At 71.4% G+C, this 13,227-nt stretch carries 11 protein-coding genes; 3 read left to right on the top strand and 8 right to left on the bottom strand.

From position 1 onward, the window contains the following. The first annotated feature begins 347 nt into the window (after nucleotides 1-347). On the top strand, nucleotides 348-845 hold the full coding sequence (locus E4N62_RS39745) for a hypothetical protein (protein ID WP_230222526.1): 498 nt from the start codon (nucleotides 348-350) through the stop codon (nucleotides 843-845). On the opposite strand, the gene E4N62_RS39740 is transcribed toward E4N62_RS39745, so the two are convergent. The 5 genes from E4N62_RS39740 to E4N62_RS39720 all read right to left on the bottom strand — a co-directional run bounded on the left by E4N62_RS39740 (nucleotide 824) and on the right by E4N62_RS39720 (nucleotide 7,374). Next, the gene (locus E4N62_RS39740) at nucleotides 824-2,326 is read right to left on the bottom strand and encodes an SDR family NAD(P)-dependent oxidoreductase (RefSeq protein WP_230222523.1); all 1,503 of its coding nucleotides are present in this window, start codon (nucleotides 2,324-2,326) and stop codon (nucleotides 824-826) included. The genes E4N62_RS39745 and E4N62_RS39740 overlap by 22 nt on opposite strands. Nucleotides 2,327-2,584: 258 nt before the next feature. Next, nucleotides 2,585-3,931 (bottom strand): wax ester/triacylglycerol synthase family O-acyltransferase, encoded by a 1,347-nt coding sequence (locus E4N62_RS39735; protein ID WP_230222521.1) that lies wholly within the window; start codon nucleotides 3,929-3,931, stop codon nucleotides 2,585-2,587. A gap of 178 nt (nucleotides 3,932-4,109) precedes the next feature. Then, nucleotides 4,110-5,330 carry a glucose-1-phosphate adenylyltransferase gene (gene glgC, locus E4N62_RS39730; RefSeq protein ID WP_230222519.1) on the bottom strand — a complete coding sequence of 407 codons (1,221 nt, stop codon included), beginning with the start codon at nucleotides 5,328-5,330 and terminating at the stop codon, nucleotides 4,110-4,112. A 55-nt stretch (nucleotides 5,331-5,385) separates the two neighbouring features. Continuing rightward, nucleotides 5,386-6,537: a glycogen synthase gene (glgA, locus tag E4N62_RS39725; protein WP_230222517.1), complete on the bottom strand. Its 1,152-nt coding sequence runs from the start codon at nucleotides 6,535-6,537 to the stop codon at nucleotides 5,386-5,388. 96 nt (nucleotides 6,538-6,633) lie between these two features. Beyond that, nucleotides 6,634-7,374 carry a (2Fe-2S)-binding protein gene (locus tag E4N62_RS39720; protein WP_230222515.1) on the bottom strand — a complete coding sequence of 247 codons (741 nt, stop codon included), beginning with the start codon at nucleotides 7,372-7,374 and terminating at the stop codon, nucleotides 6,634-6,636. A 228-nt stretch (nucleotides 7,375-7,602) separates the two neighbouring features. On the opposite strand from E4N62_RS39720, the gene E4N62_RS39715 reads away from it, so the two are divergent. Then, nucleotides 7,603-8,781 carry a DMT family transporter gene (locus E4N62_RS39715; RefSeq protein WP_230222513.1) on the top strand — a complete coding sequence of 393 codons (1,179 nt, stop codon included), beginning with the start codon at nucleotides 7,603-7,605 and terminating at the stop codon, nucleotides 8,779-8,781. 33 nt (nucleotides 8,782-8,814) lie between these two features. Here E4N62_RS39715 and E4N62_RS39710 read toward each other — a convergent pair whose 3' ends face one another. Next, nucleotides 8,815-9,960 carry a transglycosylase family protein gene (locus E4N62_RS39710; RefSeq protein ID WP_230222511.1) on the bottom strand — a complete coding sequence of 382 codons (1,146 nt, stop codon included), beginning with the start codon at nucleotides 9,958-9,960 and terminating at the stop codon, nucleotides 8,815-8,817. A gap of 335 nt (nucleotides 9,961-10,295) precedes the next feature. On the opposite strand from E4N62_RS39710, the gene gndA reads away from it, so the two are divergent. After that, entirely contained in the window at nucleotides 10,296-11,735 is a 1,440-nt protein-coding gene (gene gndA / locus E4N62_RS39705; protein WP_230222509.1) for an NADP-dependent phosphogluconate dehydrogenase, read from the top strand. 498 nt (nucleotides 11,736-12,233) lie between these two features. Here the strand turns inward: gndA and E4N62_RS39700 are convergent, their stop codons facing one another. Next, the gene (locus E4N62_RS39700) at nucleotides 12,234-12,578 is read right to left on the bottom strand and encodes a GNAT family N-acetyltransferase (RefSeq protein WP_230222506.1); all 345 of its coding nucleotides are present in this window, start codon (nucleotides 12,576-12,578) and stop codon (nucleotides 12,234-12,236) included. A 72-nt stretch (nucleotides 12,579-12,650) separates the two neighbouring features. Further along, nucleotides 12,651-13,070, bottom strand: a complete 420-nt coding sequence (panD, locus tag E4N62_RS39695) for an aspartate 1-decarboxylase (RefSeq protein ID WP_184902292.1) — start codon at nucleotides 13,068-13,070, stop codon at nucleotides 12,651-12,653. Between the last annotated feature and the right edge of the window lie 157 nt (nucleotides 13,071-13,227).

The following is a 13,227-nucleotide window of genomic DNA, read 5'->3' as shown; positions in this document are numbered from 1 at the left end:
TTGTCCCGGGACGGACCGTGGGTGTGGGTGGGACCCATATAAGGCTGTCCGTCCGGTACAGAGTAACCAAATGAGCGGGCGGCCGCTCGATGGGGCTGAAAACAAGAGGTAACTGTCTTGAGTCGTTCAGCGCCCAGCAAGCCCCACCCTAGGGCAATTTGACCCATTTGTTCGACTTCTCATCACCCGTTCGGCCCAGCACTCGACCCCCGCACCGATCCGACGACCCATCGGATCGCCGTGCCCGGTACGCAGTTCAGGTCCTGTTGGCCGAATCGCAAGCCGACCATGGTCTGCTCATGTGTCGCAACGGCATTTCTCGCGGGCGGACTCGGGAGGACCGGCGGATGGAACTGCGCGGCGTCGAGGAGCTGATGGACCTGCTGCACGCCTGCCGGGGCGGCGGCCCGCCGGCGGACCGCCGCGGGGGCACCGCGGTCGATCCGTACGAACACGCGCTGCAGACCGCCGCGCTGTTGCGCCGAGGCCGGCCCGCCGACAAGGAACTGCAGGTGGCGGGCCTGGTGCACGTCATCGGACGGCTGCTCCGTCCGGGTGACGACACCGGCCACGCCGACCTGGCCGCCGACACGGTGCGCTCCCTGCTCGGCGAGCGGGTGGCCCGGCTCCTACGCCTGCACGCCCTCGGCGCGGACGATCTGGTGCGGCTGCACGCGGGCGGGTGGGCGGACGCCACGCTCGTCGAGGACGTGCTGGCCCTGCGGCACGCGGACGAGGCGGGCCGGACCCCCGGCATGGACGCCGGGGTCCTGGAGGACTGGCGGACGGTACTGGAGCTGGTGGCGGGCCGGGCGAGGGCGGCTCACCACTTGCCGGGCGCGTAGTCCTTCAGGAAGACGCCGTACAGGTCCTCGCCCTGCTCGCCGCGGACGACGGGGTCGTAGACGCGGGCCGCGCCGTCCACCAGGTCGAGCGGGGCGTGGAAGCCCTCGTCGGCGAGGCGCAGCTTGTCGAAGTGGGGGCGCTCGTCGGTGATCCAGCCGGTGTCGACGGAGGTCATGAGGATGCCGTCGGTCTGGAACATCTCCTGTGCGCTGGTCCGCGTGACCATGTTCATCGCGGCCTTGGCTGCGTTGGTGTTCGGGTGCCCCGCGCCCTTGTAGCCACGGCCGAAGACGCCTTCCATCGCCGAGACGTTCACGACGTACGCGCGTCCGCTTCTCGCCTTGCGGGCGGCGTCGGCCATGGCCGGGCGGAGCTTGCTGATCAGGATGAAGGGCGCCGTGTAGTTGCACAGCTGGGTCTCCAGCAGTTCCACCGGCGAGATCTGCTCGATGGTCTGCACCCAGGTGTTGGTGTCGACGACGTCGGGGACGAGACCGCCCGCGTCGATGGCGGTGCCGTCGAGGTGCCGGGCGACGCTGGCGTTGCCCGCGACCAGGGCGAGGTCGGCGACCTGCTGCGCGTCGAGGCCGCCGGTGCCGACGGGCAGCGCGGCGGGCCCGCCGAGATCACCGACGGCGCCGGAGTTGAAGGCGCCGATGACGTGGTGCGCGGGGAGCTCCCCGGCGGGCAGCGGGGCGCTCTCCCCGTCCACCAGGGCGGCGTACGCGGAGGGCAGCCGGCGTACGGTCTGGGTCGCGTTGTTGATGAGGACGTCGAGGGGGCCGGCCTCGGCAATCTGGTCGGCGAGGGCGACGGCCTGCGCCGGGTCGCGCAGGTCGATGCCGACGACCTCCAGCCGGTGCATCCAGTCCCCCGAGTCGTCCATGGCCTTGAAGCGGCGGATGGCGTCCTTGGGGAAGCGGGTGGTGATCGTGGTGTGCGCGCCGTCGCGCAGCAGGCGCAGGGCGATGTACATGCCGATCTTGGCGCGGCCACCGGTGAGCAGGGCGCGCTTGCCGGTGAGGTCGGCGCGGACGTCGCGCTTGGCGCGGTTCAGGGCGGCGCAGTCCTGACAGAGCTGGTGGTAGAAGTAGTCGACTTCCACGTACCGGGTCTTGCAGGTGTAGCAGGAGCGCGGGCGCTGGAGTATCCCCGCGATCTTCCCCGCCTCCGTGACGGACGACGGCAGGATGCCCTCGGTCTCGTCGTCGATGCGCTGGGCTGAGCCGGTCGCCGTGGCCTCGGTGACCGCCTTGTCGTGGGCGGTCTTGGCGGCGCGGCGTTCTTGGCGGCGGCGCTGCTTGACCGTGCGGTAGACGCCGGCGGTCGCCCGGCGCACGGCGATCGCGTCCGGGTGGTCGACGTCCAGCTTGTCGAGCTCCTCCAGCACGCTGAGACACACGGCGAGCCGGTCCGGGTCGATGCCGGGGCCGTACACGACCTCGTCCGTGGTCGCGGGGCCGTCCTCTGTCACCGTCATCGCGCTGCCGTTTCCCTGATCACGTGCGGCGCGCCGGCCGCATCCGCTGTCGAACGGGAAATTGTACGGAGCGGAGGCGTGGTGACCAAAATTCGGGTGCGGGTCCGGTGGGGGCTTCTCGCGCAGTTCCCCGCGCCCCTGAAAAGCAGGGGCTGCGCCCCGTGCTTTTCGGGCCCGCAGGGGCCGTTGCTTTGAGGGGCGCGGGGAACTGCGCGAGAAGCCCCACCGGGCCCGCACCCGACCACGCACCTCCACCCGTCACACCTCACACGCCGCCAACAGCTCCCGCACCTCCCGCGTCACCGCCCCAGCCAGCCGCTCCAGGTCCGGGACCGCCTCCCCGTCGGCGACCAGCCCGTAGTGGACGCTCCCCCGATACGTGGAGACGGCCACGGCGAGGGACTGCCCGTGGGCCAGCGGAGCGAGGGGGTAGATCTCGGCCAGCGGGCAGCCGCCGAGCCGGAGGCCGAGGCTGGGCAGGGGGACGCTGGTGACGAGGATGTCGAACCAGAGGCGCGCGGCCTGACTGACCAGCGGCCCTCCGAGCCGGTGACCGAGCGGCAGCACGTGGTCGGCGAGCAGGGCCACCGCGCCCGCGCCCCGGTTGGGCCCCGCCTCCTTGTTGCGGTCCATCGCCGCTCGCACGGTACGCAGCCGGCGCAGCGGGTCCGGATCGTCCACCGGCAGTTTCATCAGGTACCCGGAGAGCCGGTTGCCCTGCGGGTGCGCCGTGCGCGGTCGGCGCTTGGAGACCGGGATCAGCGCCCGGGGCGCGACCCCTTCGCTGCCGTCCCCGCGCTCGTCCAGCCACCGGCGCAGCGCGCCCGCCACCACGGCGATGAGGACGTCGTTGACGGTGCCGCCGACGGTCTTGCGGATCCGGTGCACGTCGTCGAGGTCCACGAGCACCCCGGCGGTACGGCGGGTGCCGCTCGCCCCGGAGGTCAGCGCGGCCGGGGACCGGGCGCCGAGGCTCGCGTCGAGCGTGGTGCGGGCGACGGAGGCGCCGATGTCGAGGGCGCGCCCGAGGTCGGAGAGGGTGCCCCTGACCAGGTCGGGGAGTTTGCGTACGTCGTCGAGGAGGCCGCGGGGAGGCTCGGCGGGGCGGGGTCGGGGCGCGGGCATGTCGATGGGGTCCATGACGGCGGCGGCGAGCGTCAGCGCGCGCAGTCCGTCGGCGAGGGCGTGGTGGAACTTGAAGAGCACGGCGAAGGAGGTGCCGTCCTCCCCCGGCAGCACATGCGCCTCCCAGGGCGGCCGGCCGCGCTCCAGCGGGCGCTCCATCAGCCGTCCGGCCACGGCGTGGAAGTCGGCGGCCGGCGCGTGCAGCCGTACGTGGTCGAAGGGCTCGAAGTCGGCGACGGGCTCCCGGGTCGCGCCGCCGAACGCCAGGGGCAGCCGGACGTCCGGGAGCCACACGTCCCGGATCCGCATCCGCAGCGCGGGCACCGCGGCGGCCCGCGTGGCGAGCAGCTCGGCGGCATGCGCGCCCGCGGTGGGCGAGTTCGCCGTGAAGACGCCGAGGGCGGCCAGGTGCATGGGGTGTTCGGCGGACTCGATGTTCCAGAACGCAAGGTCGAGGGGGGCGAGCAGGTCAGAAGTCAATGGCTTGCCTCGCGTCGACGACGGGTGAGTCGGTAGTCAATCGCCGTTGCCCGATTACGGTCAAGTGCGATCAAGCTACGCACAGTTAACAACAGGTTAAGTCCCGCCTCCGAGAAAAGGCGGGACCCATGGGACATCTGTGTGCACTGCGGTCACCCTGAAGGGCTAGGTGCCCGGCCTACGACACCTGCTGCCCCTTGCCCAACGCGATGACCCCGCCCCGGGAGACGGTGTACAGCTCGGCGTCCCGTTCGGGGTTGACTCCGATGGTGGCGCCCGGGGGCACCTGGACGTTCTTGTCGAGCACGGCTCCCCGGACGACCGCGCCCCGCCCGATGTGGACGTTGTCGTGCAGGACCGAGCCCTGGACGACCGCGCCCGGGTCCACGACGACCCCCGGGGAGAGCACCGACCGTGTGACCTGGCCGCGGATCAGACAGCCCGCGCTGATGATCGACTCACTCGCCATCCCGCCCGCGTTGAAACGGGCCGGGGAGAGCTGGCCCGAGCTGGTGTAGATGGGCCAGCTGCGGTTGAAGAGGTTGAAGGCGGGGCGCTCGGCGATGAGGTCCATATGGGCGTCGTAGTAGGCGTCGAGGGTGCCGACGTCCCGCCAGTAGCCCTGGTCACGGGTGGTCTCGCCCGGCACGTGGTTGGCGCTGAAGTCGTACAGCTGGGCCTCCCCCCGCTCGGTGAGCTGGGGCAGGATCGAGCCGCCCATGTCGTGGACGGAGTCCTCGTCCTCCGCGTCCCGCTGGAGCGCCTCCACCAGGGCCTTGGTGGTGAAGATGTAGTTGCCCATCGAGGCGAACACGCATTCGGGGTCGTCGACCAGGCCCGGCGGGTCGGCCGGCTTCTCCAGGAAGCGTTCGACGGTCCGGCCGTCGGAGCCGGGCGTGATCACTCCGAAGGAGGACGACTCCCCGCGCGGCACCCGGATACCGGCCACCGTCACACCCGCGCCGCCCTCGATGTGCTGCGCCAGCATCTGGCGGGGGTCCATGCGGTACACGTGGTCGGCGCCGAACACGGCCACGTACTCGGGCTGTTCGTCGTGGACCAGGTTCAGGGACTGCAGGAGGGCGTCGGCGCTGCCCAGGTACCAGCGCGGGCCGAGCCGCTGCTGGGCCGGGACCGGGGTGACGTAGTTGCCCAGCAGGCTCGACATCCGCCAGGTCGTGGTGATGTGCCGGTCGAGCGAGTGCGACTTGTACTGCGTGAGCACGCAGATGCGCAGGATGTCCGCGTTGACGAGATTGGACAGGACGAAGTCCACCAGGCGGTACGTACCGCCGAAGGTCACCGCTGGTTTCGCGCGGTCGGCCGTGAGAGGCATCAGCCTCTTGCCCTCACCGCCCGCCAGTACGATTCCCAGCACCGAAGGTCCACCGCGCCGCATGCCGCCGCCCCTCTACGCCCGGTCGTGCCGAACGCTGATCCTGACTGCTCTGTGACTACCCCTGTTCGAGGACTTCCTCATAAAGCCGGACGGTCCGCCGGGCCACCGCGTCCCAGCCGAACTCCCGCACCGCGCGCTCCCGGCCGGCCTCGCCCATCCGGGCGGCCGTCGCGGGGTCGGCGAGCACCGAGTCCAGGGCCCGGGCCAGTCCGTCTCCAAAGTCGTCATCGGTCGGTACGAGGAGGCCCGTGACACCGTGCTCCACCACTTCCGGTATACCTCCGACCCGCGAGGCCACCACGGCCGTCCCACATGCCATGGCCTCCAGGTTGACAATACCGAGCGGCTCGTACACCGACGGGCAGACGAACACCGCCGCATGGGTGAGAAGCTGTATCACGTCCGGGCGGGGCAGCATCTGCGGTATCCAGAGCAGGCCCTTGCGCACGCGGCTCAGTTCCGCGAAGAGGTCGCGGAACTCCTGGTCGATCTCCGGGGTGTCGGGGGCGCCCGCGCAGAGCACGACCTGCGCGGCCGGATCGATGTCCCGCACGGCGCGCAGCAGGTGGGGCACGCCCTTCTGCCGGGTGATACGGCCGACGAACAGGACGTACGGACGGCCGGGGTCGACGCCGAGGCGGTCGAGGACGTCCGTTCCGTGGTCCGGCCGGTAGAGCGAGGTGTCGATGCCGTTGTGCACGACATGGAGCCGCGCCGGGTCCAGGGCGGGGTAGCAGCCGAGGATGTCGTCGCGCATGGCGCCGGAGACGGCGATCACCGCGTCGGCGGACTCGATCGCGGTGCGCTCGGCCCAGCTGGACAGGGCGTAGCCGCCGCCGAGTTGCTCGGCCTTCCAGGGGCGCAGCGGTTCCAGCGAGTGGGCGGTCATCACGTGTGGGACACCGTGCAGCAGTTTGCCGAGGTGGCCGGCCAGGTTGGCGTACCAGGTGTGCGAGTGGACCAGTTCGCGGCCCTGGAGGCCGGCGGCGACGGAGAGGTCCACGGAGAAGGTGCGCAGCGCGTCGTTGGCGCCGTCGAGCGCGGACCAGGGCCGGTGGCGCACGACACCACCGGCGGCGCCCTCTCCCCAGCAGTGCACGTCGAGATCGACCAGGGATCGCAACTCGTGGGCGAGGAACTCGACATGGACGCCCGCGCCGCCGTAGACGTCGGGCGGATACTCCCGGGTCAGCAGGCCGACTCGCACCCGGAACCCCCTGTCTCAGCGGCTGGTTCCCACATGGTCACCCAGAAGGGTCAGTTGGGGAAGACCACGATGTTCGCGCGGGCGCACGCTCCGGGGTCAGGAGCGAGGGTCGGGGCGGGCGTCGGTACCGGGTGGCCGGTCGAAGCAGCAGTCGCCGCACAGTCCGCCGCCGGGCAGCCGGTAGTAGAGGCAGCAGCTGCGGCGGCGACGGGTGGCCGGGTCGAGCGTGCCGGCCAGGGTGGGGTGCGCGAACAGCTCGGCGGCGCGTGCCCGTGCCCGACTCGCCACCTCGGTACGGCCGTTGACGGCCGCCCACCGGTCGATCTGACGCACGGCGCCCATCAGCGCGGAGGCCGCGTTCCCCCACAGCAGCCGCTCGGAAAGCGGCAGTTGAGCACGGAGGGCCGCCGCCAGCGGTACCAGATGGCCCTCCCGTACGACCTCGCCAATCCGCTCGGCGGGCAGGCCGCGCACCTCCGCCAGCCACAGTTCGTCGGGGGCGCTCGCGTCGGCGTCCCAGCGCAGGAGACGGGGGTCGAGGTCGGGGACGCGGCCGTACAGGGCGGCCGACCCCAGGGCCACCGACCACAGGCGGGCGGTGAAGCCGAGGTGGGCGATGGACGCGGCCACCCGGAGCTCGGGCGCCCGGAGACTGCGGGCGACCTTGCGGACACGGAAAATTACCGGATTCGCGTAAACCTCCGGTTCCACATCGGCATCCCGTGCCGCGTAGGCCTCCGCGAGCGTCGGCGGACCGTCGTGCGGTGGTCGCCCCGTGCGTAGTACGAAGAAGCCGCCGAGGGACGAGAGGGCGCCGAGGCCGGGGTCGTGATCCACGAGGACGAGTAGTACCAGGGGCCGGGTCCTTGTCCAGCCGGTGGAGTGCACCCCGTGTCGCCCCCCTCAGGGATGACGACGGGCCCCTCGTACTCCAACGGCAGTAGGACCTATTGAGTGCTGAGGTACGACGACGCCGACGCCCATCCGAGGCATCGTGGTCACCATGAGAGCCGAGCGTTCACCGCGCCGGGGCTGGAGCCCCCGCGCCTCGCTGAGGAGCCGCACATGAGCGCCCTCGCGTTGTCCGTACTGCTGTCGTTCGTCTCCGCCGTGGCCTACGCGGGCGGGGCGATCGTCCAGGAGCGCGTCGCGGTGTCCCTGCCCGGCCAGTCCTACGCGCCGCTGCGCCGGCCGGGGTGGTGGGCCGCCGTCGGCCTCAACGGCCTCGGCGGGCTGCTGCACGTGGTGGCTCTGGCCTACGGCCCGCTGAGCCTGGTGCAGCCGCTCGGCGCGCTGACCATCGTCTTCGCCCTGCCCATGGCGGCGCTCTTCGTGGGCCGCAGGGCCGGTGCGACGGCCTGGCGGGGCGCGATCATGGCAACGGTGGGTCTCGCGGGTCTGCTCTCCCTGGTCGGCTCGGCCGACGCCCAGTCGCTGGGCGACATCCAGCGGGTGCTGGTCGGCGTGGTCAGCGGGGGCGCGGTGGCCACGCTGATGGTGGCGGCACGCGCCGTGCACCGGCACCCGGCGGTCCGCAGCATTCTGCTCGCGGTCGCCTCCGGTGTCGCGTTCGGCATGTCCTCGGTCTTCACCAAGACGGCCACCGTCGACTGGACGGACGGCGTCGCGCTCGCCGACCTGCCGACCCTCGCGGTCATCGGCGTCTTCGCGACGGCCGGTCTGCTGCTGTCCCAGGCCGCCTACCGGGGCGGCGGCCTGGCGGCCCCGCTCGCCACCCTGACCGTGGTGAACCCGGTGGTGGCGGCCGCGGTCGGCATCACGATGTTCGGCGAGACGTTCCGCTACGGCACGACCGGCACCCTGCTCGCCCTGGGCTGCGGTGTCGTCGCGGCGGGCGGTCTGATCCTGCTGACCACCGAGCGGCTCGGCGACGAGGTGCGGACGGAGCGGGACGACGAGCGACGGCCGGTCCCGTCCGTCGGGCAACCGGCGGCGGTCCCCGGGCGTGCGGCGGTCGGCGTCGACCCGGAGTCGCTCACCGTGGAGAAGCTGCTCGCGGGTCTGCCGCACCAGACCTTCGGGGCGCCGGAGAGGGTCGAGGGCGGGATCGACCTGGACAAGTCCGTGGTCGTACCGGCCCCGTTCCTCGGGCGGACGCCGGAGTACAAGCCGGAGTACGAGGACGACGCCCTGCCCGGCAACCTGCTGCCGCTACCCTTCCACGGCGGGCCGTACATGCCGAGGGCACTCCTGGACCGGCATCGCGACCACGTGAAATCCTGAGCGGGAGGCCCGGACCGGGCCTCCCGCACCACGCTAGATCCGAACCCCTCCCGCCCGTAGATAGGCGATCGGATCGATGTCGCTGCCGAAGCCGGGCCCCGTCCGCACCTCGAAGTGCAGATGCGGGCCCGAGCTGTTGCCCGTGGAACCGGACCGGCCTATGCGCTGGCCGGCGCTCACGTTCTGCCCGGCCTTCACGGAGATCGCCGACAGATGGGCGTACTGCGTGTACCGGCCGTCGGCGTGCCGGATCACCACCTGGTAGCCGAAGGAGCCGCCCCAGCCCGAGGTGACCACCTCCCCCGCAGCCACGGACTTGACCGTGCTGCCGGTCGACACGGGGAAGTCGACGCCCGTGTGGTAGCCCTTCGACCAGGAGGAGCCGGAGGCGCGGTAGGGGGTGCCGAGGGAAGCGCTCACGGGAGCGACGAGGGACGCCGACTCCTGCCGCTTGTCGGACGCCTGCTGCTTCTGCTCCTTCTGGCCCTGCTTCTTTTCCTGTTTCTTCTCCTGTTTCTTCTCCTGCTTCTGTTCGTGCTTCTGATCTTGTTTCTGTTCCTTCTTCTGGCCGGCCGTGTGCAGGCTCAGGCGCTGGCCAGGGATTATCACGTCCGGGTCGGACCCTATGGTCCTGCGGTTGGCCTCGTAGAGCTTGCGCCAACCGCCCCTGACGTCCTGGAAGTCGGCGATCTCGGAGAGGGTGTCGCCACGGACCACGGTGTACATCTCGACCTTGCCGGCCTGCGACTGGGGCGTGGTCTGGGGCTTCACGTCCTCGATCTGGCGGGTGGGCCCGTCGCCGCCGCGGGTGAGGCCCGCGCGCTGCGAGCAGACGGGCCAGGCGTCGGGGCCCTGGCCGTCGAGGACCTTCTCGGCGATCGCGATCTGCTGTTCCTTGGTGGCCAGATCCGCGCGGGCGGCGTACGCCGTACCGCCGAAGGCCTCCCACGTGGACTGGCTGAACTGCAGGCCGCCGTAGTAGCCGTTGCCTGTGTTGATGTTCCAGTCGTTGGTGGACTCACATGCCGCGACCTTGTCCCAGGTCTCGACATCGGCCGCTTCCGCGACGCCGGTGCCCATCAGCGGGAGCGCCATCCCCGCGCCGCCCGCCGTGACGGTGAGTGAGGCGCGGTTGATCCTGTTCGGTTGGTACCGCCGGTGCCGACCGCGTACGGCCATGGAGTATCCCCCTCGCCTATGCAGTGAGCCGCAAAAGTAAGCGCCACGAACCGGCCAGGACAAGACGAAAATTCAGCCGCTCCCGTCCCGTGTGTGGCGGGTAAGCGACCTGATCCGGCGCGTAAGTGCTCCCGTCCGGCGCGCGAGTGACCAGGGACGGCGCGCAACGCATCGGGTTGCGCGCCCCATTGAGGCAGGTAGGGCTCTTCCTGCGTACTCAAGCCCGGCAGGCCGCGCAGTGCGGACGGGGCCGGTGCACGTCAGGATGGCCGGAAGGACAATACTGGCGAGCAGGAACGGCACCACCGATATCAGGATCCATAGGAGCCAACCGTATGAGCACTTCAGCCCAGATCGGCGTCACCGGCCTCGCGGTCATGGGGAGCAACCTCGCCCGCAACTTCGCCCGCAACGGCTACACGGTCGCGGTCCACAACCGCTCCGCGGCGAAGACCCACGCGCTGATCAAGGAGCACGGGCACGAGGGCGACTTCATCGCGGCCGAGACCGCCAAGGACTTCGTCCAGGCGCTGGAGCGCCCCCGGCGCCTGGTCGTCATGGTGAAGGCGGGCGGCCCGACGGACGCGGTGATCGAGGAGTTCGCGCCGCTCCTGGAGCCCGGAGACATGATCATCGACGGTGGTAACGCGCACTTCGCCGACACCCGCCGCCGTGAGGCCGCGCTGCGCGAGCAGGGCATCCACTTCGTCGGCGCCGGCATCTCCGGCGGCGAGGAGGGCGCGCTCAACGGCCCGAGCATCATGCCCGGCGGCCCGGTCGAGTCGTACGACTCCCTCGGCCCGATGCTGGAGAAGATCTCCGCGAAGGCCGCCGACGGCGCGCCCTGCGTCACGCACGTGGGTCCGGACGGCGCCGGGCACTTCGTGAAGATGGTCCACAACGGCATCGAGTACGCCGACATGCAGCTGATCGGCGAGGCGTACCAGCTGCTGCGCGACGTGGCCGGCTACACCCCCGCGCAGATCGCCGAGATCTTCCGCACCTGGAACACCGGGCGCCTCGACTCGTACCTGATCGAGATCACGGCCGAGGTGCTGGCGCACGTGGACACGGCCACCGGCAAGCCGTTCGTGGACGTGGTCGTCGACCAGGCGGAGCAGAAGGGCACCGGCCGCTGGACCGTCCAGATCGCGCTGGACCTGGGCGTTCCGGTGTCCGGAATCGCCGAGGCCGTCTTCGCGCGCTCCCTGTCGGGTCACGCCGCGCTGCGCGACGCCTCGCGTTCGCTGGCCGGCCCCAAGGCCACCCCGCTCAGCGCGGCCGAGGCGGGTGCCTTCGCCGACCGGGTCGAGCAGGCGCTGTACGCCTCCAAGATCGTGTCGTACACCCAGGGCTTCCACGAGATCGACGCCGCGCGCGACGAGTACGACTGGAACATCGACCTGGGCAAGGTCGCCTCGATCTGGCGTGGCGGCTGCATCATCCGGGCGGCGTTCCTGGACCGGATCCGCGCGGCCTACGACGCCCGGCCCGACCTGCCGAGCCTGCTCTCCGACGAGACGTTCGCCCAGGAGATCGCGGCGGCGCAGGACGACTGGCGCGAGGTGCTGGTCGCCGCGACGCGGCAGGGTGTGCCGACGCCCGGGTTCGCGGCGGCGCTGGCGTACTACGACGCGCTGCGCGCCGAGCGGTTGCCCGCGGCGCTCACGCAGGGGCAGCGGGACTTCTTCGGGGCGCACACGTACCGCCGGGTGGACCGGGAGGGGTCGTTCCACACGCTGTGGGGGCAGGGCCGCGGTGAGGTCGAGGCCTGAGGTCGACCGACCGAGGACCGCGCGAGGGGTCGGGGTGCTGACCGGTTGGCGGCCGCAGCTCGGTTGTGGCTGGTGGCGCCCGCGCGGCGGAGCCGCACATGTCACAGCCCCGCGCCCCTGAAGCTCGTTGATGTGGCCCGGTGTGAGCAGTTCACGCCGGGCCACTGGTCTGTCCACCACTCCGCTACGACAGTGGCCCCGGCCTGGGCTCGCCCGGGACCGGATCCGGGCCCGGAGGGTTGGGAATGGGGTCCGGTTCCGGGGTGGGGCGGGGATCGGGGTGGGGACGGGTCGGGGAAGGGGCTCCGGAAGGGTTCCGGCGGTCGGGGCCCGGGCCCGGAGTGGGGCCGGGCTTCACGGGGTCCGGGTCGGGATGCGTCATCGCGTCCTCCAGCCAGGGATACGTCGGCCATGGACTGATGCCACGGGTACCCGTCGCCCGCACGGGCAGTCACCCGGTCGGCGGGCGAGGCGCGACCGCGCCCGCCGAGGGGTCCCTCAGAAGCCCTCAGGGTGGGCGATCAACCAGTCCTTCGCGGCCCGCAGCAGCTCCGGATCGGCGGCCGGGGCCTCCTCGGGGTGGCGTTCGGCCCACTTCACGACGTACGGGCAGAGGGGGGCGACCACGACGCCCTCGCCGGCCGCGATGCCGTACAGCTCCCGGGCCAGCGAGCCCGCGATGCCCCGCCCCTCGTACGCGGACTCGACGATCGTGTGGACCGGGACGAGCGCGTCCCGCGGGGAGGCGAGGACGAAGTACTGGATGTGACCGGCCAGTTCGTCGCCGGCGAAGGCCTCCAGCCGGCCGGCCACCCGGTCGTCACGGATCTGTACGTCGCTCATGGCACTCCTCGCGTGCGGATCGGGGACGCCGGTCGCCCGCCCGAGGTCTCGGACGGTGGTCGCCCCCGGGCCTCAGACGGTGACGGCCTGCGGGCTGCGCCGCTGGTCCGAACCCGGCACCGGCTCGGAGGCGTCCGAGCCCAGCGCCACGATCCGGTTGTCCTGGTCCACGTGCACGACCCTGGGCTCCAGGGCGCGGGCCTCGGCGTCGGAGACCTGAGCGTAACTGATGATGATCACCAGATCCCCGGGATGGACGAGATGGGCCGCGGCCCCGTTGATCCCGATCACGCCGGAGCCCCGCTCGCCCTCGATGACGTAGGTCTCCAGCCGGGCTCCGTTGGTGATGTCGACGATGTGCACGAGCTCGCCCGGCAGCAGGTCGGCGGCGTCGAGCAGCTCGGCGTCGATGGTCACGGACCCGACGTAGTGCAGGTCGGCCTGGGTGACGGTGGCGCGGTGGATCTTGGACTTGAACATGGTGCGCAGCATGTTGGACTCCTGGAAGGCGGCTCCCTGCCTGCTTTGTGCAGGTCAAGGGCGGTCTCGACCTTACACCGACACCCCCGTTCGATGTTTGTGAGGAACATCGCTCCGGTCAGGCGAGACGACTTCCTGCCTGGGCTTTCGCGCCGTCACCGACGCCTGT

The organism is Streptomyces sp. MNU76 (assembly GCF_020982545.1).
Classification (GTDB): Bacteria; Actinomycetota; Actinomycetes; order Streptomycetales; family Streptomycetaceae; genus Streptomyces.
Note: the sequence above shows the minus strand (reverse complement) of the source record. Positions and strands in the feature narration are given on the sequence as shown.

Coding starts and splice junctions, on each gene's coding strand:
- E4N62_RS39740 (WP_230222523.1), bottom strand. CDS start 2,326: ATGACGGTGACAGAGGACGGCCCCGCGACCACGGACGAGGTCGTGTAC.
- glgC (WP_230222519.1), bottom strand. CDS start 5,330: ATGCGGCGCGGTGGACCTTCGGTGCTGGGAATCGTACTGGCGGGCGGT.
- E4N62_RS39710 (WP_230222511.1), bottom strand. CDS start 9,960: ATGGCCGTACGCGGTCGGCACCGGCGGTACCAACCGAACAGGATCAAC.
- gndA (WP_230222509.1), top strand. CDS start 10,296: ATGAGCACTTCAGCCCAGATCGGCGTCACCGGCCTCGCGGTCATGGGG.
- E4N62_RS39700 (WP_230222506.1), bottom strand. CDS start 12,578: ATGAGCGACGTACAGATCCGTGACGACCGGGTGGCCGGCCGGCTGGAG.
- E4N62_RS39715 (WP_230222513.1), top strand. CDS start 7,603: ATGAGCGCCCTCGCGTTGTCCGTACTGCTGTCGTTCGTCTCCGCCGTG.
- panD (WP_184902292.1), bottom strand. CDS start 13,070: ATGCTGCGCACCATGTTCAAGTCCAAGATCCACCGCGCCACCGTCACC.
- E4N62_RS39745 (WP_230222526.1), top strand. CDS start 348: ATGGAACTGCGCGGCGTCGAGGAGCTGATGGACCTGCTGCACGCCTGC.